General features: G+C 71.9%; 19 protein-coding genes. 5 read left to right on the top strand and 14 right to left on the bottom strand.

The window, feature by feature from the left end; genetic code table 11:
• Positions 1 to 12: 12 nt before the first annotated feature.
• Positions 13 to 1,215 (top strand): glycosyltransferase, encoded by a 1,203-nt coding sequence (locus ITJ56_RS04585; protein WP_194628086.1) that lies wholly within the window; start codon positions 13 to 15, stop codon positions 1,213 to 1,215.
• A gap of 106 nt (positions 1,216 to 1,321) precedes the next feature.
• On the opposite strand, the gene ITJ56_RS04580 is transcribed toward ITJ56_RS04585, so the two are convergent.
• The 3 genes from ITJ56_RS04580 to ITJ56_RS04570 all read right to left on the bottom strand — a co-directional run bounded on the left by ITJ56_RS04580 (position 1,322) and on the right by ITJ56_RS04570 (position 4,056).
• Complete coding sequence (locus tag ITJ56_RS04580; protein ID WP_194628084.1) at positions 1,322 to 2,629, bottom strand: UDP-glucose dehydrogenase family protein; 1,308 nt, start codon at positions 2,627 to 2,629, stop codon at positions 1,322 to 1,324.
• Between the two features lie 73 nt (positions 2,630 to 2,702).
• Positions 2,703 to 3,251 carry a PH domain-containing protein gene (locus tag ITJ56_RS04575; protein WP_194628082.1) on the bottom strand — a complete coding sequence of 183 codons (549 nt, stop codon included), beginning with the start codon at positions 3,249 to 3,251 and terminating at the stop codon, positions 2,703 to 2,705.
• Between the two features lie 4 nt (positions 3,252 to 3,255).
• Complete coding sequence (locus tag ITJ56_RS04570) at positions 3,256 to 4,056, bottom strand: biotin--[acetyl-CoA-carboxylase] ligase (RefSeq protein WP_194628079.1); 801 nt, start codon at positions 4,054 to 4,056, stop codon at positions 3,256 to 3,258.
• Between the two features lie 74 nt (positions 4,057 to 4,130).
• On the opposite strand from ITJ56_RS04570, the gene ITJ56_RS04565 reads away from it, so the two are divergent.
• Entirely contained in the window at positions 4,131 to 5,726 is a 1,596-nt protein-coding gene (locus ITJ56_RS04565) for an acyl-CoA carboxylase subunit beta (protein WP_194628078.1), read from the top strand.
• Entirely contained in the window at positions 5,726 to 5,980 is a 255-nt protein-coding gene (locus ITJ56_RS04560) for an acyl-CoA carboxylase subunit epsilon (protein ID WP_194628077.1), read from the top strand. The genes ITJ56_RS04565 and ITJ56_RS04560 overlap by 1 nt, the downstream gene beginning before the upstream one ends.
• A gap of 545 nt (positions 5,981 to 6,525) precedes the next feature.
• Here ITJ56_RS04560 and ITJ56_RS04555 read toward each other — a convergent pair.
• From ITJ56_RS04555 to ITJ56_RS04540, 4 genes are all read right to left on the bottom strand, one after another.
• Positions 6,526 to 7,575 (bottom strand): hypothetical protein, encoded by a 1,050-nt coding sequence (locus tag ITJ56_RS04555; RefSeq protein WP_194628076.1) that lies wholly within the window; start codon positions 7,573 to 7,575, stop codon positions 6,526 to 6,528.
• On the bottom strand, positions 7,572 to 8,852 hold the full coding sequence (locus ITJ56_RS04550) for a sensor histidine kinase (protein ID WP_194628075.1): 1,281 nt from the start codon (positions 8,850 to 8,852) through the stop codon (positions 7,572 to 7,574). The genes ITJ56_RS04555 and ITJ56_RS04550 overlap by 4 nt, the downstream gene beginning before the upstream one ends.
• Positions 8,853 to 8,919: 67 nt before the next feature.
• Positions 8,920 to 9,639, bottom strand: a complete 720-nt coding sequence (locus ITJ56_RS04545) for a response regulator (RefSeq protein ID WP_194628074.1) — start codon at positions 9,637 to 9,639, stop codon at positions 8,920 to 8,922.
• Between the two features lie 180 nt (positions 9,640 to 9,819).
• Positions 9,820 to 11,079: a class I SAM-dependent RNA methyltransferase gene (locus tag ITJ56_RS04540; RefSeq protein WP_194628073.1), complete on the bottom strand. Its 1,260-nt coding sequence runs from the start codon at positions 11,077 to 11,079 to the stop codon at positions 9,820 to 9,822.
• A gap of 14 nt (positions 11,080 to 11,093) precedes the next feature.
• On the opposite strand from ITJ56_RS04540, the gene ITJ56_RS04535 reads away from it, so the two are divergent.
• The gene (locus ITJ56_RS04535) at positions 11,094 to 11,873 is read left to right on the top strand and encodes a Maf family protein (protein WP_194628072.1); all 780 of its coding nucleotides are present in this window, start codon (positions 11,094 to 11,096) and stop codon (positions 11,871 to 11,873) included.
• Positions 11,874 to 11,952: 79 nt separating this feature from the next.
• Complete coding sequence (locus tag ITJ56_RS04530; RefSeq protein WP_194628071.1) at positions 11,953 to 13,737, top strand: biotin carboxylase N-terminal domain-containing protein; 1,785 nt, start codon at positions 11,953 to 11,955, stop codon at positions 13,735 to 13,737.
• A gap of 80 nt (positions 13,738 to 13,817) precedes the next feature.
• On the opposite strand, the gene ITJ56_RS04525 is transcribed toward ITJ56_RS04530, so the two are convergent.
• The 7 genes from ITJ56_RS04525 to ITJ56_RS04495 all read right to left on the bottom strand — a co-directional run bounded on the left by ITJ56_RS04525 (position 13,818) and on the right by ITJ56_RS04495 (position 20,742).
• Positions 13,818 to 14,492: a hypothetical protein gene (locus tag ITJ56_RS04525; protein ID WP_194628070.1), complete on the bottom strand. Its 675-nt coding sequence runs from the start codon at positions 14,490 to 14,492 to the stop codon at positions 13,818 to 13,820.
• Positions 14,493 to 14,940: 448 nt separating this feature from the next.
• Positions 14,941 to 16,617: a phospho-sugar mutase gene (locus ITJ56_RS04520; RefSeq protein WP_194628069.1), complete on the bottom strand. Its 1,677-nt coding sequence runs from the start codon at positions 16,615 to 16,617 to the stop codon at positions 14,941 to 14,943.
• The gene (locus ITJ56_RS04515) at positions 16,614 to 17,456 is read right to left on the bottom strand and encodes a purine-nucleoside phosphorylase (protein WP_194628068.1); all 843 of its coding nucleotides are present in this window, start codon (positions 17,454 to 17,456) and stop codon (positions 16,614 to 16,616) included. The genes ITJ56_RS04520 and ITJ56_RS04515 overlap by 4 nt, the downstream gene beginning before the upstream one ends.
• Positions 17,457 to 17,485: 29 nt before the next feature.
• Positions 17,486 to 17,764, bottom strand: coding sequence for a PTS sugar transporter subunit IIB (locus ITJ56_RS04510; RefSeq protein WP_194628067.1), 279 nt, complete (start codon positions 17,762 to 17,764; stop codon positions 17,486 to 17,488).
• Complete coding sequence (locus ITJ56_RS04505; RefSeq protein WP_194628066.1) at positions 17,761 to 18,207, bottom strand: PTS sugar transporter subunit IIA; 447 nt, start codon at positions 18,205 to 18,207, stop codon at positions 17,761 to 17,763. The genes ITJ56_RS04510 and ITJ56_RS04505 overlap by 4 nt, the downstream gene beginning before the upstream one ends.
• A 3-nt stretch (positions 18,208 to 18,210) precedes the next feature.
• Positions 18,211 to 19,323: an adenosine deaminase gene (locus ITJ56_RS04500; RefSeq protein ID WP_194628064.1), complete on the bottom strand. Its 1,113-nt coding sequence runs from the start codon at positions 19,321 to 19,323 to the stop codon at positions 18,211 to 18,213.
• Positions 19,324 to 19,443: 120 nt separating this feature from the next.
• Positions 19,444 to 20,742 carry a thymidine phosphorylase gene (locus ITJ56_RS04495; protein ID WP_194628063.1) on the bottom strand — a complete coding sequence of 433 codons (1,299 nt, stop codon included), beginning with the start codon at positions 20,740 to 20,742 and terminating at the stop codon, positions 19,444 to 19,446.
• Position 20,743: the final 1 nt, after the last annotated feature.

The following is a 20,743-nucleotide window of genomic DNA, read 5'->3' as shown; positions in this document are numbered from 1 at the left end:
CGGAAAGGCACGATGTCCCGCACCACCCGCTCCACCCGCTCCCACCAGGACCGCCCCCGCTTGCTCGTCCTGGGCTCGACGTTCCCGGCCCGGCCGGACGACGGCGTCCCCGCGTTCGTGCTCGACCTCGCGCACCAGGAGGCGACCGAGTTCGACACGCTCGTGCTCACCCCGCGCGTGCCCGGTGGTGCCGCGAAGGAACGCCTCGGCGACGTGGCCGTCCGGCGGTACCCGTACTTCCCTCGCCGCTTCGAGGACCTGGCCGACGGTGCGATCCTCGACAACCTCAAGGAGCGCCGCTCGCGCATCGTGCAGGTGCCGGCGCTCGTGCTCGCGCAGTACCTGGCGGTGCGCCGCGTGGTGCGCTCCGCGAAGCCCGACGTCATCCACGCGCACTGGGCCATCCCGCAGGCACTCGTCGCGACGCTCGCGGCCCCCGGCGTCCCCGTCGTGGTCACGACCCACGGCGGTGACGTCTACGCGCTCCGTGCGGCGCCCCTGGTCCGCCTGAAGCGGTGGATCTTCGCACGTTCGGCGCACGTCACGACGGTGAACTCCGAGATGCGTGAGCGGCTGACCGAGTGGGGCGTTCCGGAGTCTCGGTCGACGGTGATCCCGATGGGGGTCGACCTCGGTCCCGCCCGCGACACCCGCGCCCGTGTGCCCGCGCAGGAGCACCACGTGGTGGCCGTCGGCCGGCTCGTCGAGAAGAAGGGCTTCGGCAACCTCATCGACGCACTGCGCGGGCTCGGCGCCGAGGTCCCGTGGCGGCTCACGGTCGTCGGGGACGGCCCCTACCGCGCGCAGCTCGAGCAGCAGGCCGCCGGGCTACCGGTGACCTTCCTCGGTCAGCGCGGGCGCAGCGAGGTGCTCGAGACCCTCGCGGCGGCCACGGTCGTCGCCGTGCCGTCGATCCCGGCCGCGAACGGCGACCAGGAGGGGCTTCCGGTCACCCTGCTCGAGGCCGCTGCCGTCGGTGCCGCCATCGTGGCGAGCGACCTGCCCGGCATCCGCGACGTCGTGCAGGACGACCACAGCGGCGTCCTGGTGCCCCCCGGTGACGTCCCGGCGCTGCGGGCCGCCCTGCAGCGTGTGCTCGCCGACGACGGCGCCCGCACGCGCTACCAGGAGCAGGCCGTGGTGTCGGCGGCGGAGTTCTCCACCGAGCGGATCGGCGAGCGCTACCGCGCCGTGCTCCGCGCGGCGATCCGCTGACGGAGCGGCCCGGTACGACGCACAGGCGGCCCGGTGCCGGGCCCTCGGACCGGCACCGGGCCTCCTGTCGTGTCGGGTGGGCGCGGGGCGCCCGGTGGCGTCCGGTCTAGCGGCCCATGCCGCGGTACGTGAAGCCCGCGGCGGTCCATGCGTCGCGGTCGAGGCAGTTGCGGCCGTCGATGACGATCGGCGTCGCGACGAGCGCTGCCGCAGCGGTGGCGTCGAGTTCGCGGAACTCGGTCCACTCGGTGAGCACGAGCACCAGGTCGGCACCGCCGAGGGCCTCGGCGGAGCTCTCGACGTAGTCGAGCTCCGGGTGCACGCGGCGGGCGGTGACGACGGCCTCCGGGTCGTACGCCGAGACGACGGCGCCGAGCTCCTGCAGGCGGGCAGCGATGTCGAGGGCCGGCGAGTCGCGGACGTCGTCCGAGTTCGGCTTGAACGCCAGGCCGAGCACCGCGACGCGCTTGCCGGTGACGACGCCGCCGAGCAGCTCCTGTGCGAGCTCGACCACGTGCGCACGACGACGGAGGTTGGTGGCGTCGACGTCGGCCAGGAACGCGAGGGACTCCCCGACGCCGAGCTCGTTCGCCCGCGCCTGGAAGGCCCGGATGTCCTTGGGCAGGCAGCCGCCACCGAAGCCGAGACCGGCGTTCAGGAACTTGCGGCCGATGCGGGCGTCGTGGCCGATGGCGTCGGCGAGCGCGGTGACGTCGGCGCCGGCGACCTCGGCGATCTCGGCCATCGAGTTGATGAACGAGATCTTCGTCGCGAGGAACGCGTTCGCGCTGATCTTCACGAGTTCGGCGGTGGGCAGGTTGACGACGAGCCTGGGTGTGCCGGTGGACAGCGCCTCGGCGTAGACCTCGTCGAGCGCGGCGACGGCCTGCTGGCCGGCCGCACCCTCGGGCACGCCGTAGACGAAGCGGTCGGGGGCGATGGTGTCCTGCACGGCGAAGCCCTCGCGCAGGAACTCAGGGTTCCAGACGAGCGTCGCACCGGGGACGACCTCGGACACCTCGGCGGCGAGCCGCGCGGCGGTGCCGACCGGCACCGTCGACTTGCCGACGACGAACTCGCCCGCGGACAGGTGCGGGGTGAGCGCGGCGACCGCGGCGTTGACGTATGTCAGGTCCGCGGCACCGGTCGGGCCCTGTGGCGTGCCGACGGCCAGGAAGTGGACGCGGGCGCCGGCCACCTCGGCCATGTCCGTCGTGAAGCGGATCCGACCGGACTCGAGGGCCTCGGTCAGGATCTCGGGGAGCCCGGGTTCGAAGAAGGGGGCCTCGCCCGCGGCGAGCCGCTCGATCTTGACCGGGTCGACGTCCACAGCGACGACCTCGTGTCCGAGCTTGGCCATTGAGGCGGCATGGACGGCACCGAGGTAGCCGCAGCCGATGACAGAGATACGCACGTCGAAGACGGTACCGGTTTCTGGCCGAAGTCTCACGGCGGCACCCGCAGCAGGGTGTCGCGGAACTCGGGTCTCAGGCCCGGACGTCCCCCCAGGGCGGCCGGTCCGGACCGCCCACGATCTCGTCCCAGTCGGGCTCGCGGTGCCGGCGACGGGCCTCGTACGCCTCGACCAGGTCGTGCAGGACGGCGACCACCAGATCGGCGTGCGGCACGTCCGCGAGCACCACGGCCGGGTCGTCGCCCGGGAACACGAGCACGTCGCCGGAGCGGAACAGTCCCTGCAGCCCGCGCCGCCGCACGGTGACGTCGTAGCCGCGGGAGTGCAGGAGCTCGCGTCGGGTCCGGGTGCCGAGACCGTTCACCACGACCAGTCTGCGGGTGGTGACGACGTACCGCTCGGACATCCACCGGAACAGCGGGACCGCACCGCCGAACACCACGAGCACCACGACGACCACGGCGACGACGGCGTTCAACCAGGCCAGCTGCGCCTGGAACACGCCGAAGCCGAAGCCGCCCGCCGCGGTGACGAGCACGACGAACACCGCCGGGCGCACGAGCCGACGCGCGTGCGGTCGCAGGCGTGCGACGACGCGTTCGGGCGGGGGCTCGGCGGTCATGCCGTCATGCATACCGCAGGTGGGTGACGTCCCCCACCGCGACGCCCCTGGAGGCCCCCGCTCGGTCCCGGATCGTGATCCGGCCGCCGTCGTCGATGCCGGTGGCCTCGGCTTCCTCCACCGTGCCGTCCGGAAGCTCGAGGCGGATGCGGCGACCGATCGTGCTGCACGCGGCGCGGACGCGGGACCGGACCGACTCGGCGGCGGGACCACCCGTGACCAGGCCGGCCACCGCCTCCAGGACGGACCGCAGGAAAGCGGACAGGACCGCGTCGGCCAGGGCGGGTGCGTCATCGGCGGCGCCCGCGACGAGGAGCGACGTGGACGTCGGGGTCGGCAGCCGGTCGGCGGGGATCGTCAGGTTCACGCCGGCGCCGACCACGACGCTGCCGTCGACGCCGACCTGGCAGAGGATGCCGCACACCTTCTCGCCGGCGATCTGGACGTCGTTCGGCCACTTCACGAGCACTTCGGCTCCGACGGGCAGCACCGCCACGATCGCGTCGCGCATGGCCGTACCCGCGACGAGGGGCAACCAGCCGCGGTCGTGGTCGTCGAGGTCGGCGCGGACGAGCAGGCTCGCGGCCAGCGTCTCGCCGGCCGGTGCGGTCCAGGTCCGGTTCAGCCGTCCGCGCCCCGCGGTCTGGTGCAGGGTCGCGACGACGCTGCCGTGCTGCTGCTCGGTGGCAACCGCGAGCAGGTCGGCGTTCGTGGAACCGGTCTCGGCCGGGGTGGTGATCGTCGCGCCCGCCGACCGGACCGCCTCGCTGGTGGCGGAGAACGACGGCGACGGGGATGTGGACATGCACGCAAATGTACGGGCAGGAACCGTGGGGGTCCTCCAACCGGTGCCGTCCCGGCCGCCGGTAGGGTGAGCGGGTGACTTCTGGAGACACCCCCGATCTGTCGACGACGGCCGGCCGACTCGCCGACCTCCGCGACCGGTACCACGAGGCCGTGACCGCCGCGGGCGAATCCGCCATCGCCAAGCAGCACGCGAAGGGCAAGGGCACCGCGCGCGAACGCATCGAGCAGCTGCTCGACGACAACTCCTTCGTGGAGTTCGACGAGTTCGTCCGCCACCGCACCACGTCGTTCGGCATGGACGCCAAGCGCCCCTACGGTGACGCGGTCGTCACCGGTGTCGGCACGATCCACGGTCGGAACGTCGCCGTGTACGCGCAGGACTTCACCGTCTTCGGCGGGTCGCTCGGCGAGGTCGCCGGCGAGAAGATCATCAAGGTGATGCAGCACGCGCTGAAGACGGGCGTGCCGATCATCGGCATCCTCGACTCCGGCGGCGCCCGGATCCAGGAAGGGGTGGTCGCGCTCGGCAAGTACGGCGAGATCTTCCGCCTGAACACCCAGGCGTCCGGCGTCATCCCGCAGCTCTCCATCGTCATGGGTCCGGCTGCCGGCGGTGCGGTGTACTCCCCCGCCCTGACCGACTTCGTGATCATGGTCGACAAGACCAGCCACATGTTCGTCACCGGCCCCGACGTCATCAAGACCGTCACCGGCGAGGACGTCGGCTTCGAGGAGCTCGGCGGCGCCCAGACCCACAACGCGGTGTCCGGCGTCGCCCACTACCTGGCCGAGGACGAGACCGACGCGCTCGACTACGCGCGCTCGCTCATCGGGTTCCTGCCGGACAACAACCTGTCCGACCCCCCGGCCTACGACGTCCTGCCCGAGCTCGAGACCACCGACGCCGACCACGAGCTCGACGTCGTGATCCCGGACTCGACGAACCAGCCGTACGACGTCACGACGATCATCGAGCACATCGTCGACGACGGGGAGTTCCTCGAGGTCCAGCCGCTCTTCGCGCCGAACATCCTCATCGGCTTCGGCCGGGTCGAGGGCCGTACCGTCGGCATCATCGCGAACCAGCCGCAGGCGATGGCCGGCACACTGAACATCGACGCCGGCGAGAAGGCCGCACGCTTCGTGCGGTTCTGCGACGCGTTCGGGGTCCCGATCCTGACCCTCGTCGACGTGCCCGGCTACCTGCCCGGCACCGACCAGGAGTGGACCGGGGTCATCCGCCGCGGCGCGAAGCTGCTGTACGCCTACGCCGAGGCCACCGTCCCGCTCGTCACCGTCATCACACGCAAGGCCTACGGCGGCGCGTACATCGTGATGGGCTCGAAGCAGCTCGGCGCCGACATCAACCTGGCCTGGCCGACCGCCGAGATCGCCGTCATGGGCGGCCAGGGCGCCGTCAACATCCTGTACCGCGCCGAGATCAAGCGCGCCGAGGAGTCCGGCGAGGACGTCGCCGCCGTGCGCACCAAGCTCGCGAACGAGTACACGTACAACGTCGCGTCGCCGTACCTGGCGGCCGAGCGCGGCGAGCTCGACGGCATCATCCAGCCGCACGCCACGCGTGTCTCGGTCATCAAGGCCCTCCGGTCCCTGCGCGGCAAGCGCGCGACCCTGCCGCCGAAGAAGCACGGGAACATCCCCCTCTGATGGGCCGCCACGCAGCAGCCGTGCCCTCGGACGAGCCGACCTCGGTGGCGGACGTCCGGGTGGTCGCCGGCGAGCCGACCCCCGAGGAACTCGCCGCCGTCGTCGCCGTCCTCCAGCGCCAGACCGACGAGGCCGCGGTCGCCGGTCGCGCCGCCGTGGTCGACCGGCCCCGCACGGGCTGGGACGTCTCGGCGCGCGGGTTGCGTCGCCCGCTCCAGCACGGACCGGGTTCCTGGGGACGATCGCTCCGCTGATGTACCCCTCGCTGCTGCCCGGTCCGCGTGGTTGCAGGGAGCACTTTCCGGTCGGTCTCCCCTCGATCGGGGGGCATGATTCGTCGATGTGGACCGAAGATGCCGGAATTGTCCCCCATAATGACGACTGACACGCGGCTCGGGGGTGGGCATAGTAGGTGGTGTTCGGTGTCCTTCAGCGAAAGACATCGCAGGTCGGTGGCCGACTAGGGTACGAAGCCACCGTCCGCTGCGAGGCAGGGCGACATTCGGGTTGTCGCTCAGCCTCGGGTCGTGAACGGGCCGGTCGGATTCCGACCGGCCCGTTCCCCGTTCCGGCGCCGTGCTGGCGTGTGCCTGCCGCTGCCGGTACCGCCGCGGATCGACACGTCGGAGTCGTACGACACCGACATGGTCGCTTCCGCGCGCCCACAGCCCTCGACACACGACCACGGGACGGCCGGGAGGCCCGTGCCGGCCCCGCCACGGGCCTCCCGGCTGTCCCCCATCACGTCGGGACCCGCCCCGGACAGCACCACGCGCGCGGCCCCGCCGAGCCCGGCGCGCTACGTGCGTTCGTGCCGCGGGATCTCGAGCCAGAGCGCGACCGAGTCGTCGTCGTCACCGTCGTCGTCGTCCGGGCCGGCCCCGAGCGCCGCGGACTCACTCGCCGCCCCGTCGAGCCGCAGCCCGACGACGGTGACCGCGGAGTCGGACCCCTCGCTGACGGTGCGGACGATGACGTTGTCGGCGTCGCGAGCCTGTCGGAGCGCCTCGGCGACGCGGGCGTGGATGCGACGGATGTCCGGTGCGTCGAGGTCGTCGAGTCCCCCGTCGTCGTGCAGCTGCACGGTCGCTCCGCGGCGACGGAGGCGCATCACCTCGTCGCGAACGTCGTCCGACAGGAGCGAACGCCCGCGGATCTCGTCACGGATGGCCTGTTCGAGGTGCAGGCACTCGGCACGGTCCACCTCGTCGAGGTCGCCGCAGGAGTCGATGATCCGCTGCAGCATCGGCAGTGCCATGCGGGTGGTCTGGCTCAGCCGGAACTGCCGCTCGTACACGTGGGCGTCCTGGGCGGCCTGCCAGTCGGCGGTCTCCTGCTCGGCGCGGACGAAGTCGCGGGTGACGCGCGTCGCACGGTTCATCGCCGAGGCGAAGGCAGTCCCGACCGCCACCCAGACGACGCTGCCCAGCACGCCGAGGGACCCGAGGGCGTCGAGGCCGGCCCAGCCGACGGTGTGGACTGCGAGGAACAGCACGCCGACCCAGGCGAACGGCATCCGCTGCCGGACGACGAGGATCACCATGAGCGTGCCCACGGCGGCAACCCACCACGTCGCGTAGCCCGGAGCGTCGCCGAGCTCGACGACGGGTGCCGCGACGATGGGCATCACCACGGCGGTGGCCAGGCAGAAGCACGTCAGCCACACCGGCAGCACCGCTCCCCTGACCAGGAGGGCCATGGCGGTCGCCGCCGCGTACAGGACCATGCACGCCACGACCGGACCGACGTCGGTGACCCTCGGCAGCGTCGTGAACGCGAGCACCAGGTGGTAGACGGAGAAGAGCGCGGCGAGTCCCCTCGCCATGCTCGCGGGGGCGGAGACCCTCATGCGATGCCTCCCTGGGCCGCGGGCGCAGATCGGGGTTCCGGTGCTGGTGCCGGCGCCGGCCAGGTGAGCGCGATGGTCGTCCCCGCACCGGGGGCGGTCCGGATCTCCGCTGCCCCGCCGACCGCGGACATCCGTTCGATGATCGACCGCCGCACGCCGAGGCGCTCCGGGGGGATCGTCCGCACGTCGAAACCGGCACCGTCGTCGCCGACCTCGACCCGCACGGCACCGTCGGCGTCGTGCTCGATCGTGACCCAGCGTCCGACGTCCGCTCCGGCGTGCTGGACGCTGTTCACCGCGGCCTGCACCGCGGCGGAGGCCAGCGCGTCGGCCGCGGCCGCGGGCAGCGACACCGCGTCCGATCCGGGCGCAGCCCTGGCGACCGTCAGCGGGGCGCCGAGCCCCGACACGGACGCGGCGATCCGACGGCGGAGGTCGACCACCCGCACGGGCGCGACCTCCTCGGGAGCATCGGCGGCGGCGGCCAGGTGGTCGATCGCATTCCGGGCCATCCGAGCGGAGAGCGTCCTGGCCTCGAGCGTGTCGGCTCGCGCGGCGGACAGGAGCGTCGTCAGGACGCTGTCGTGCACGATGGCGTCGACCTGCACCCGCTCGACCTCGGTGGCGTGCTCACGGATGGCCGCCGAGTACCGTCGCACGGCCGTGGCCTGCGCGTTGTCGACCGCGGCGGCCGCACGTCGCAGCGTCACGATGAGCACCAGCGCGGCGCCACCGAGGATGGCCGTGTACACGCCGTCGAGGAGCGCCCGGGTGACGCCGGCCTCGCCACCGGCCGGACTCAGGCGGATCAGGATGAATACCGTCGGCACCACCGCGTTGTAGAGGGTGGCGCGCCAGGTCGCGAGCCCGAGCGCCGCGGCGATGGTCCCGACGTTGCACAGCCACCACGGCCACGGCACCTGATCGTCGGGCAACGCGCCCTGGACCGTGAACGGCCAGGTCACGAGCGCGACGAGGAAGACCAGCGCGCACAGGATCTGCGCCGGCTGGGCCAGGCGCGGCACGATCGCCGACGCACTGACGAACAGGAACGACGCGGCGACCGTGATCGCCGACACCGGCCCCCAGACCGGATGCAGGTACGGCAGCTGCGCGAGCACCGCGGGCGCGTCGGCCACGCCGAACCCGATCACCGCGACGGCGAGCAGGATCGAGAACACCCGCTCCATCGAGGCCTGGGTGATCGTCGCCCGCACGGCTCGCGACGGATCCGCCCCGAACGGCGCGAGCCCGTCCCCCGCCAGCGTCTCCGTCACCGTCTCCCGTGGCGTCCGTTCCTCGTTGCGCACGTGTCAGTCGCTCGTCACCGGCGCGCGGGCCGGGTCAACGGCCGTCCTGGTCCGGGTCGATGCCGGAGTCGAGCCCGGGGAGGATCCCGTCCTCGACCGCACGACGCAGCAGGTCCACCTTCGTCGGGGCTGGACGGCCGACCTCGACGTACTTCACGCGGATGCGGTCGAGGTACTCACGGGCAGTCGAGTACCCGATGCCGAGCTGCTGCGCGGCGAGCTTGAGCGGGAGACCCGATGCGTAGAGGTGCAGGATCTCGCGCTCGCGACGGCCGAGCTGCGCCTTCGCGAAGTCGCGGTCGGCGTCGATGGCGCTCGCCCACTCGAGGTTGTTGAGCACGTCACCGCGGGCGACCGTCGCGACCGCGGCCATCACGGTCTTGGTGGCCGAGGACTTCGGGATGACGCCGGCAGCCCCTGCTGCGAGCGCCTCACGGACGTTGGCGACCCGGTCCGCGATCGAGTGCACGAGCACCGCCGAACCGGTTCCCTGCACGCCCTTGACGTTCTCGGTGACGGTCGAGCCGTCGCCGAGGGACAGGTCGAGGACGACGACGTCGACCTCTCGCCCGTCGAGGTCCTGGACGTACTCGGGGACGCTCGCGGCAGTGAGCACCACCTCGAACCCCTCGTTCTGGCACGCCGCCTGGATCCCGAGTCGGACGGACTCGTGGTCGTCGACGATCGCGACCCGGACCGGCCTGGTGGCCGCCCCCGACGTCTCGCTGCTGGTGGGTGTCGTTCCTGCTGCCACAGTGGCCTCTCGTTCCGATGCGCGACGCCAGCCCCTGAAACCGACGTGCCATCAACGACTCAGGATACCCAGGCCGGACTCAGGCGCGGGGCATGTCCGGTCCGCCACGCGGGCCGGTCGCCGATCGGTGGGGACCAGGCCAGGCAACAGCTGTCGTGCAGCAGGCCGTGCAGATCGGAGTCAGCGCGTCGGCGTGAGGCGCGCGACGGCCTCCAGGTGGTGCGTGTGCGGGAACAGGTCGAACCCCCGCAGCGCCTCCAGCCGGTACCCCAGGTCCGCGAAGGTCGCCACGTCGCGGGCCAGCGCCACCGGGTCGCACGCCACGTAGACGACCTGCTCCGGCTGCAGCGCCGCGATCTGCACGACGACGTCCCGCCCCGCACCGGCGCGCGGCGGGTCGAGCACGATCGTGCCGGCGCGGAGACGGTCCTTCTCGGCGCGGGAGGCGTTCGCCACGGTCGTGGACAACCAGCGGTCGACACGGCCGGTCTCGGCGCGGGCGCCGAGCCACTCGGACAGGTTCTCCTGCGCGTGCTCGGTGGCACGTCCGGCACTCTCGACGCTCGTGATGCGCGCCTTCGGGCCGACGAGGTCGCCGAGTGCGGCGGCGAGCAGCCCCACACCGCCGTACAGGTCGAGGTGGGTGCCCTCGGGGTCGAGGCGGTCACGATCGACGAGGTCCTGCACAGCCTCGGTCAGCACGGCGGCCGCGGCCCGGTGCACCTGCCAGAAACCGTTGTCGTCGACCTGGAACGTGCGCTCCCCGACAACCTCGGTCACCACGGTGGGCTTCTGCTCGTCGATGACGAGTCGCGCCCCCTCGGAACCGCTCGGGGCGAGGACGTCGATCACCGACGAGCCGGGCATGACGCCGCGACCGAGCGGGGCGCTCTGCTGCACGACCGCGGTCGCGAGCGGCAGGCTCGTCACGGGGATCACCGAGTGCGAGCGCGCGGCGAACGGGCCCGCGGTGCCCTGCTCGTCCACGTGCAGGCGGACGCGGGTGCGCCAGCCCAGGCCGTTCGCCGCGTCGTCGCCGGGGGCGGACTCGACGACGACGTCGTGGCCGAGCACCTCCGCCAGGTCCAGGTGGGCGAACCGCGCGAACGAGTCGACGAGCACGTCGTGCTTCAGCGTGCGCTGGTGGGGCAGGGCGATGTGTCCGAACTCGGCACCGCCCGGGCGCGTCTCCGGGTCACGGTCGAGCGCGGCCTCGGCCCAGACATGGTCGACGCGGTGCTCGCTCGGCGTCACGACGCTGACCGTGTCGGCGCGCCAGAACGACTTCTTGCGGTCCTCGGTCACCCGGGCGACGACGCGCTCCCCGGGGATCGCGTCCGAGACGAAGACCACCCGGCCTTCGTGCCGCGCCACCGAGATACCGCCGTGGGCGATCCCGGTGACGTCGAGTTCGAGCAGCGTGCCGACGGATTCACCCATGGTGAGATGGTCCCATGCGTCTGTACCTCGCGAGTACATCCCCCGCCCGCCGAGCACTCCTCGCCCAGTCGGGGATCGAACCGGTGCTCGTCTCGCCCGGGGTCGACGAGGACGCCGTCGGGGCTGCAGCGGCAGCCGTGCTCGGCCGCGACCTGACCGGTCCGGAACTCGTCTCGCTCCTCGCCGTCGCCAAGGCGTCCGCCGTCGCCGACTCCGCCGTCGCCGGGTCACCCGTCGACGGCGTGGTGTTCGGCGGCGACTCCGCCTTCGAGGTCGACGGGCGGCTGTACGGCAAGCCGCACGACCCCGACGTCGCTCGGGAGCGCTGGCGGCAGATGCTCGCCGCCGGTGGCGGCACGCTGTGGAGCGGCCACTGCGTCATCGACCGTCGCCGCGGTCTGGACCCGGCAACGGGACGGACGGGAGGGACGGCACCGGCCGGCACCGTGCCTCCCGTCCGCCCCCTGGTCACGTCACCAGCCGACGTTCCGTCGCTGGGGGACGTCGCGCCCGGCGGGTCGGCCCTGGCTGCCGACGGCGACCGCGTGGTCGCGGTCGACAGCGCGGTGCTCACCTTCGCCGAGGACGTGTCCGCCGACGAGATCGACGCGTACGTCGCGACCGGCGAACCGCTCGAGGTCGCCGGCGCGTTCACCATCGACGGACGGGCCGCCGCGTACATCACGCGCATCGACGGCGCTCCGTCCGCGGTGATCGGGATGTCCCTGCCGATGCTGCGCTCGATGCTGCTCCGGGGCTTCGGCATCGCCTGGCAGGATCTGTGGTCGCTGTAGACATCCGCACCTCTTTGCGGTGGTTCTTTGTGGGCGCCGGTCAAAACGCACTCCCGCCGCACGAATACGCTGATGTGTCATGCCCCGCATCAGCAAGGTCCTCATCGCGAACCGCGGCGAGATCGCCGTCCGCATCATCCGCGCGGCCCGCGACGCGGGCAAGGCCTCGGTCGCGGTCTACGCCGACCAGGACCGTGACGCCCTGCACGCGCGCCTCGCCGACGAGGCCTACGCGCTGAACGGCACCACGAGCGCCGACACGTACCTCGTGATCGACAAGATCATCTCGGTCGCCCGCCGCTCCGGCGCGGACGCCGTGCACCCCGGCTACGGGTTCCTCGCCGAGAACGCCGACTTCGCCCGTGCCGTCATCGACGCCGGGCTGATCTGGATCGGCCCCTCGCCGGAGTCGATCGAGCGGCTCGGTGACAAGGTCTCCGCGCGTCACGTCGCCGAGAAGGTGGGCGCGCCGCTCGCCCCCGGCACCATCGAACCCGTGCAGGACGTGTCCGAGGTCGTCGCGTTCGCCGATGCGGTCGGTCTGCCCGTCGCCATCAAGGCGGCCTTCGGTGGTGGCGGTCGCGGCCTGAAGGTCGCCCGCACCCGCGACGAGATCGAGTCGCAGTTCGAATCGGCAACGCGTGAGGCCATCGCCGCGTTCGGTCGGGGCGAGTGCTTCGTCGAGAAGTACCTCGACAAGCCGCGCCACGTCGAGACCCAGTGCCTCGCCGACGCCCACGGCAACGTCGTCGTGGTGTCCACCCGCGACTGCTCGCTGCAGCGTCGGCACCAGAAGCTCGTCGAAGAGGCACCGGCGCCGTACTTGACCGAGGCGCAGCAGACCGCGCTGTACGAGTCATCGAAGGCGATCCTGCGCGAGGTCGGCTACCTCGGCGCCGGTACCTGCGAGTTCCTCATCGGCGCCGACGGCACCGTGTCCTTCCTCGAGGTGAACACCCGCCTGCAGGTCGAGCACTGCGTCTCCGAGGAGATCACCGGCATCGACCTGGTGCGCGAGCAGTTCCGCATCGCCGAGGGCGGCGTGCTCGACTACGACGACCCGACGCCGCGCGGCCACTCCTTCGAGTTCCGCATCAACGGCGAGGACCCGGGTCGCAACTTCTTCCCAGCGCCGGGCCCTGTCCACGCCTTCAACGCACCGTCGGGCCCGGGCGTCCGCGTCGACTCCGGCGTCGTGTCCGGCGACGTCGTGTCCGGGTCCTTCGACTCGATGCTCGCGAAGCTGATCGTCACCGGTGCCACGCGTGCCGAGGCGCTCGAGCGTTCCCGTCGTGCGCTGGCCGAGTTCGAGGTCACCGGCCTGCCGACCGTGCTGCCCTTCCACCGCGCGGTGGTCTCGGACCCGGCGTTCGCGACACCGGACGACGTCCCGTTCAGCATCTACACGCAGTGGATCGAGACCGAGTTCGACAACGACATCCCGGCGTGGAGCGGCTCACCCGAGTCGCTTCCGGAGCCGACGCCGCGCGACTCCGTCGTCGTCGAGGTGCAGGGCAAGCGCATCGAGGTCACCATGCCGTCGATCGTCGGTGGTGGTGCTGGTTCCGGTGCTGCCGGCCGTCGCCCCGCCGGTCCGACCGCTCCCCCCAAGCGCCGCTCGTCGGCTGTCCGCGGGAGCATCGCGAAGACCGGGTCGTCCGTCGCGTCGCCGATGCAGGCCACCGTGGTCAAGCTCGCGGTCGCCGAGGGTGACACCGTGGTGAAGGGCGACCTGCTCGTCGTGCTCGAGGCGATGAAGATGGAGCAGCCCGTGCAGGCCCACAAGGACGGCGTCGTGACCGGCTTGAACGCCCCCGTCGGCCAGACGGTCTCGTCCGGGCACGTGCTGCTCGAGATCGCGTAGCCCGGGCCTTCTTTCCGCGGAACCAGGTTCCGGACACAGCACCGTGCATCTGCGCGGTGCTGTGTCCGTTCCACGGTGCGTCACCACGTCGGCGTTGTGCGGCTCGCCATTGGGACCGGGAGTCCGGACCTCCGGAGCGTGGACGGAGCATCTCCTCCCGGAAGGACTTCCCGCCAGATCAGCCTCGCGACATTCCGGACCGACGGCACCGAACGCACCGCGTCTTCTCGTCGCTTCTCCGCGATCACCACCGCCTCTGCCGTCCGCGCGCCCCGGACATCGCCGGCCCGGTACTTGACGAGTCCGTCGAACTCCACGACCACCCCGTGCTCGGGAAACCAGAAGTCGACCCGCGCAACGCATCGGCCGTCAACGGAGAACTCGTGTTGCAGCTCCGGCCGCGGCAACCCGAGATCGTGCATCACCAACAGCGCGAGGCTCTCACCGACGGACTCGATCCGACCATCCGCGAGTTCGAGGAGCGCTCGGACCCGCTGGACGCCGCGGCGTGTCGGTCGCGATTCGAGTTCGGCCAGCAGGTCGCGACGATCGACCCCTCGTCGGAGCACCGCGTCGAGGACGACCAGGGCATGGCCCCGGTCAGATCGGAGCGAAACGTCGATGGCCGTCGTCACCAGGTCCGTCGTCTCGACCCCGTCGATCAGCACGGTCGCCACGTCTCGACCACGCGCCGGCACCTTGTCGCTGAACCGCAGCCGCTGCGCGCGGTCGCGCGTGAGATCGCTGAGGACCACACGATCCGGGAGTGGCCCGAACCAGGGCAGCCCGTGCATGACGACGGCCGACGCGTGCGACACGATCAGACCCGGACGGGAGGCTGCGAGGACGGCGTCGATCCGGGCACGGTGACGAGCCGGCTCCGACGCATCGCGGAACGCCTGGGCGGGCGTCGACACGCCGTGGCCGATGCGGAGGAACTCGCCCCGCTCCGTTCTGCGCCGCATGCTCCGAGCCGTTGCGCTGTCCACCGGTGTCGTCATGAGCGTGAGGCGTTCCATCGGGACAGCGTGTCGTCCCGGCGGCCGCTTGCGGCACGATCACCCGGGCGCTGTGGAGAACCAGCCGACCTGTTGCCGTTGTGGAGCGGTACCGGCCCGACGCGAAACTGCGGAACGGACACAGCACCGCGAAGATGCGCGGTGCTGTGTCCGGAACCTGGTTGCGGGCGGGCCGGCCGCCGCGCTACGAGACCAGGGGGCGCACCGACGCGGCGAGGGCGTCGACGAGACGCTGGGCCTCGGCCGGGGCGTCCGCGACGGTGTCGATGTAGACCTTGACCTTGGGCTCGGTGCCGCTCGGGCGGACGATGACCCGGGCGTCGCCGGACAGGTCGTAGCGCAGGATGTCCGACGGCGGGAAGCCCTCGACACCCTCCGAGTAGTCCGTCACCGCGAGCACGTCCAGCCCGCCGAGCGACGCCGGCGGCGCGGACCGCAGGGAGGCCATGATCTCCCCGATGCGCGACAGTTCGTCCACGCGGGTCGCGACCTGGCCGGACGCGAACGCTCCGAACTCAGCGGCGAACGCGTCGAGCTGGTCGGCGACCGACGACCCCGCGGCGGTGAGGTCCGTCGCCAGCGACAGCAGCGCGAGTGCCGCCGAGATGCCGTCCTTGTCACGGACGACCGACGGGTCGACGAGGTACCCGAGTGCTTCCTCGTACCCGAACAGCAGCTCGGGCACCCGTGAGACCCACTTGAAGCCGGTGAGGGTGTCTCGGTACTCCAGCCCGTGTCGGGCGGCGACACGAGCCAGTGCCGGCGACGAGACGATCGACGCTGCGAGGGTACCCGTCGCGCCCGCCTCGGACGCGCGGACGGCAGCCCGCCACCCCAGGAGCCAGCCCACCTCGTTGCCGGACAGCCGGCGGTACGTCGGAGCACCTGTGTCCGAGACGCTCGGGATCGCCAGCGCGAGCCGGTCGGCATCGGGGTCGTTCGCGATCACCAGGTCCGCACCGACGGCAACACCGCGGGCGATGGACAGGTCCATCGCCCCGGGCTCCTCCGGGTTCGGGAACGAGACGGTCGGGAACGCACCGTCCGGGTGGATCTGTTCCGGCACGACGGCGGGTTCGGCGAACCCGGCGGCGACGAACACCGCCCGTGCGGTCTCCCACCCGACGCCGTGCATGGCCGTGTAGACGACCTTCGGCTGCGCATCGACCCCGAGGGCAGGGGTCGGGACGGTCGCGGCTGTCGCGGCCACGTAGGCGTCCAACAGCGCCGACGAGGCGACGGTGTAGTCCGTGCCGCGTGGCAGGTCCGCGATCGAACCGGCGGCGACGGCGGCGATGGCGTCCGCGATGAGGCCGTCGACGGGCGGCACGATCTGCGACCCCTCGTCGCCCTGCCCGAGGTAGACCTTGTACCCGTTGTCGCGCGGCGGGTTGTGGCTGGCGGTGACCATGACGCCCGCGCCGACGTCGAGGTGCCGCACGGCGAACGCGAGCACCGGGGTCGGCAGGGCCGAGGGCAGCAGCGTGACCTCGAGCCCGAGGCCGCGCATGACCTCGCCAGTGTCACGGGCGAAGACGTCGGAGTTCACCCGGCCGTCGTAGCCGATGACGACGCTGCGGGACCGGCCGGTGTCGGTGAGGAACCGGGCGAGTCCGGCCGCAGCCTGGGTCACGACGACGCGGTTCATCCGCAGCGGACCCCAGCCGAGTTCGGCGCGGAGTCCGGCGGTCCCGAACTGCAGCCGGCCGTCGAACCGCTCGGCGAGGGCCCGGACAGCAGGACCGTCTCCGTCGACGGCCGCGTCGATCGCCTCGGCGAGCTCGTCGCGCGTCTCCGGGTCCGGGTCCTGGGCGAGCCACGCCCGCGCCGTGCCGAGCACCTGATCGAGGTCGAGCTTCACGATGCCGCCCGCCCGAGTGCCGTCACCACGCGCGCGAGGAGGTCGGCGATCACCGGCTCGGCCTGCTTGCCGGCCTCGAGCACCTCGGTGTGCGACAGCGGCGTCTTCTGGATGCCCGCGGCGAGGTTCGTGATGAGCGAGAACCCGATGACCTCCATGCCGGCCTGGCGCGCGGCGATGGCCTCGAGCGCCGTGGACATGCCGACGATGTGGCCACCGATGGTCTTCGCCATCTGGACCTCGGCCGGGGTCTCGTAGTGCGGGCCGCGGAACTGCGTGTAGACGCCCTCGTCCAGCGAGGGTTCGACGGACCGGGCCACGTCGCGCAGTCGGGTCGAGTAGAGGTCCGTCAGGTCGATGAACGTCGCGCCCTCGAGCGGGCTGTCCGCGGTCAGGTTGATGTGGTCGCTGATGAGCACCGGCGTACCGGGGGTCCAGTGCTCCTTGATGCCACCCGCACCGTTCGTCAGCACCATGATCGAGGCACCCGTCGCCGCGGCGGTGCGGACGCTGTGCACGACCCGGCGGACGCCGTGGCCCTCGTAGTAGTGCGTGCGCGCGCCGATGACGAGCGCGTGCCGACCGTCGGCCAAGCGGATCGAGCGGATGGTGCCGGAGTGTCCGGGCACCGCCGACGCGCTGAACCCGGGCACCTGGTCCGCCGGGATCTCGGACACGGTCTCGCCGATGATGTCGGCGGCCTTGCCCCAGCCCGAACCGAGTGTCAGGGCGATGTCGTGCTGCTCGATTCCGGACTGTTCGGCGATGACGGCGGCGGCGGCCCGCGCGACCTCGAACGGGTCGGCAGCGGGGTCGTTCAGCGGGTTCTCGGTGCTCATGCCCCAACTCTAAAGGGCAGACGAAGCCCTCAGTGCTCCCCGAGCGCCCGGTCCACCGCCGCCGTGATCTCGCCCTGGTCGAAGTGGTTCCGGATGACGATGACCTCGGCGTAGGTGTCCCCGATCGCCTCGACGAACTCCTGGCTCGTGAGGATCACGTTGGCGTCGTCGGAGACGTCCCGCACCGAGGCGACGTCCGCCGCCACGACCGATGCCGACAGCCCGAGGGTGTCGAGCGCCTTCTCCGCGTTCACCTTGAGGATGCCGCTCGAGCCGATGCCGGCACCGCAGATCGTCACGATCTTCACGACGAGACCCCCATGATCGAGCGGACCTCGTCCGCCGTGGCCGCGGCCGCGATCCGCCCCGTGACGGTCGGGTCGTTGAACAGGTTCGCGATCTCGCCGATCGACTCGAGGTGCGTGCCGACCTCGGCCACGGCGAGCCCCAGCACGACCCGCACGGGGTCGTTGTGCGGGTGCCCGAAGGCCACCGGCGATGCGAGCGTCACGACCGCCAGACCGTCGCGCACGACCGAACCGCCCGGGCGGGCGTGCGCGAACGCGAGTCCGGGTGAGATCACGATGTACGGACCGTGCTCCTCGACCATGCCGATCATGGCGTCGGTGTACTCGTCGCTCGTCGCGCCCGAGGCGACGAGCGCACCGCCGACCAGGCGCATCGCGTCACGCCACGCGGGCGCGTCCGCACCGAGGACGACGGCGGTGTCCGGCAGCGGCGGCAGTCCCATGCGTCAGGCCTCCTGGTACCCGGCCGTGATGGTGGCGATGATCTCCTCGCGGTCCTCGAGCGGCAGGAACGACCCGAGGGCGGCGTTGATCTGGAACGCGGCGAGGTCGTCGAGGTCGTAGCCGAACGTCCCCGCGAGCAGCGCGAGTTCCTTCGACAGCGAGGTCCGGCTCATCAGGCGGTTGTCCGTGTTCACCGTGACCCGGAACCCGAGCTGGTAGAGCACGTCGAACGGGTGGTCGGCCAGGTCGTCGCCCCACGCGGCGATCGCGCCGGTCTGCAGGTTGGACGAGGGCGAGACCTCGAGCGGGATCTCGCGGTCGCGGACCCACGAGGCGACCTCGCCCAGGGAGGCCAGGGTCGAGCCGTCACCGGCGTCGGAGAGCGCGACGTCCTCGAAGATCCGGACGCCGTGCCCGAGGCGGAGCGCCCGGCCGTCGACGAGCGCGGACCGGATGGAGGCGAGCCCGTCGGCTTCGCCCGCGTGCACGGTGACGGGGAACAGCTCCGAAGCCAGGTGGTCGAAGGCGGCGCGGTGCTTCGAGGCGGGGAACCCGGCCTCAGCACCGGCGATGTCGAAGCCGACGACTCCGGCGTCACGGTGCCGGACGGCGAGTTCGGCGATCTCGAGCGAGCGGTCGGCGTGTCGCATCGCGGTGACGAGTTGGCCGACGCGGATGCGCCCGCCGGCGGCGTCGACGGCTTCCTCGATGCCGGCCTGCACCGCCTCGACCGTCTGGTCGAGGGTGAGCCCGCCCTGCAGGTGCTGCTCCGGCGCCCAGCGGACCTCGCCGTAGACGACGCCGTCGGCGACCAGGTCCTCGACGAACTCACGCGCGACGCGGGTGAGCTGCGGGGCCGTCTGCATGACCGACGTGGTGACGTCGAACGTCTTCAGGTACTCGACGAGCGAACCGGAGTTCGACTGGTCGGCGAACCACTGCCCGAGCTCGGCCGGGTCGGTGGTGGGGAGCGACACACCCGCCGAGGCCGCGAGCTCGATGATGGTCGCGGGACGCAGACCGCCGTCGAGGTGGTCGTGCAGCGAGACCTTCGGCAGGTCGTTGATGACCGCCCCGGCGTCGGGCAGGCGGTAGGTCGGGGCGTCGGCGCTCATGCCCCCAGGCTATCGGTGGTCACCGCCGCCGCGCAGGCACCTGTGCACAACCCACAACGGAAGACACTGGAGGCTTCCCACAGGTGTGCAGGGAGCCTCCGGTTCGTCGGGTGGCCGGGTTCAGGACCCGATGCGCTCGCGCACGATCGGCCCACGTACCGCGGCAGCGGAGCCCTCCGGGCCGATGGTCCACGCGCCCTCGAGCGACTCCAGCGCGCGCGGGATCCGCGACGCGTCGTCGGAGTGCAGCGTCCAGAGCGGCTCGCCCTCGGTCACGGTGTCCCCCGGCTTGACGTGGAGCTCGATGCCCGCACCGGCCTGCACCGGGTCCTGCGCACGGGCACGACCGGCCCCGAGCCGCCAGGCCGAGACGCCGAACGGCAGCGCGTCCTGCTGTGTGAGCACCCCGGACGTCGGCGCGATGACGACGTGCTGTTCGCGGGCGACGGGCAGCGCGGCGGACGGGTCCCCGCCCTGCGCCTCGATCATCCGACGCCAGGTGTCCATCGCGCGACCGTCCGCGAGCGCCGCGGCCGGGTCGGCGTCGGGCAGTCCGGCGAGCGTGAGCATCTCGGTCGCGAGCGCCACGGTCAGCTCGACGACGTCGGCCGGTCCGCCGCCCGCGAGCACCTCGACGGACTCCCGCACCTCGAGCGCGTTGCCGATCGTCAGCCCGAGCGGGACCTCCATGTCGGTCAGCAGCGCCGAGGTCGCGACGCCGGCGTCGTTGCCGAGGTCGACCATCGTCTGCGCGAGTTCCCGCGATGCCTCGTACGTCGGCATGAACGCGCCGGACCCGAACTTGACGTCGAGCACGAGCGCCCCGGTGCCCTCGGCGATCTTCTTCGACATGATGCTCGACGCGATGAGCGGGATGCACTCGACGGTGCCGGTGATGTCGCGGAGCGCGTAGAGCTTCTTGTCCGCCGGTGCCAGGCCCGAGCCGGCCGCACAGATGACCGCGCCGACGTCCTGCAGCACCTGCATCATGCGGTCGTTCGAGATCGATGCCTGCCACCCGGGGATCGACTCGAGCTTGTCGAGCGTGCCGCCGGTGTGGCCGAGGCCGCGACCGGACAGCTGCGGCACCGCGACGCCGAACGACGCCACCAGGGGCGCGAGCGGCAGCGTGATCTTGTCGCCGACACCGCCGGTGGAGTGCTTGTCGACCGTCGTCTTGCCGAGCGACGAGAACGACATCCGCTCCCCCGACGCGATCATCGCGAGCGTGAGGTCCTTGATCTCACGCCGCTCCATCCCGTTCAGGAAGATCGCCATCGCCATCGCGGCCATCTGCGGGTCCTCGACGTAGCCGCGCGTGTACGCGTCGACGAGCCAGTCCACCTCGGCGGTGCTCAGGGCGCCGCCGGAGCGCTTCGTGCGGATGAGGTCGACGGTGTCGAACGGCTCGACGGCCATG

It is taken from the genome of Curtobacterium sp. VKM Ac-1376 (assembly GCF_015351025.1).
GTDB lineage: Bacteria > Actinomycetota > Actinomycetes > Actinomycetales > Microbacteriaceae > Curtobacterium.
The sequence above is the reverse complement of the archived record's forward strand: the minus strand, read 5'-3'. Positions and strand labels throughout refer to the sequence as shown.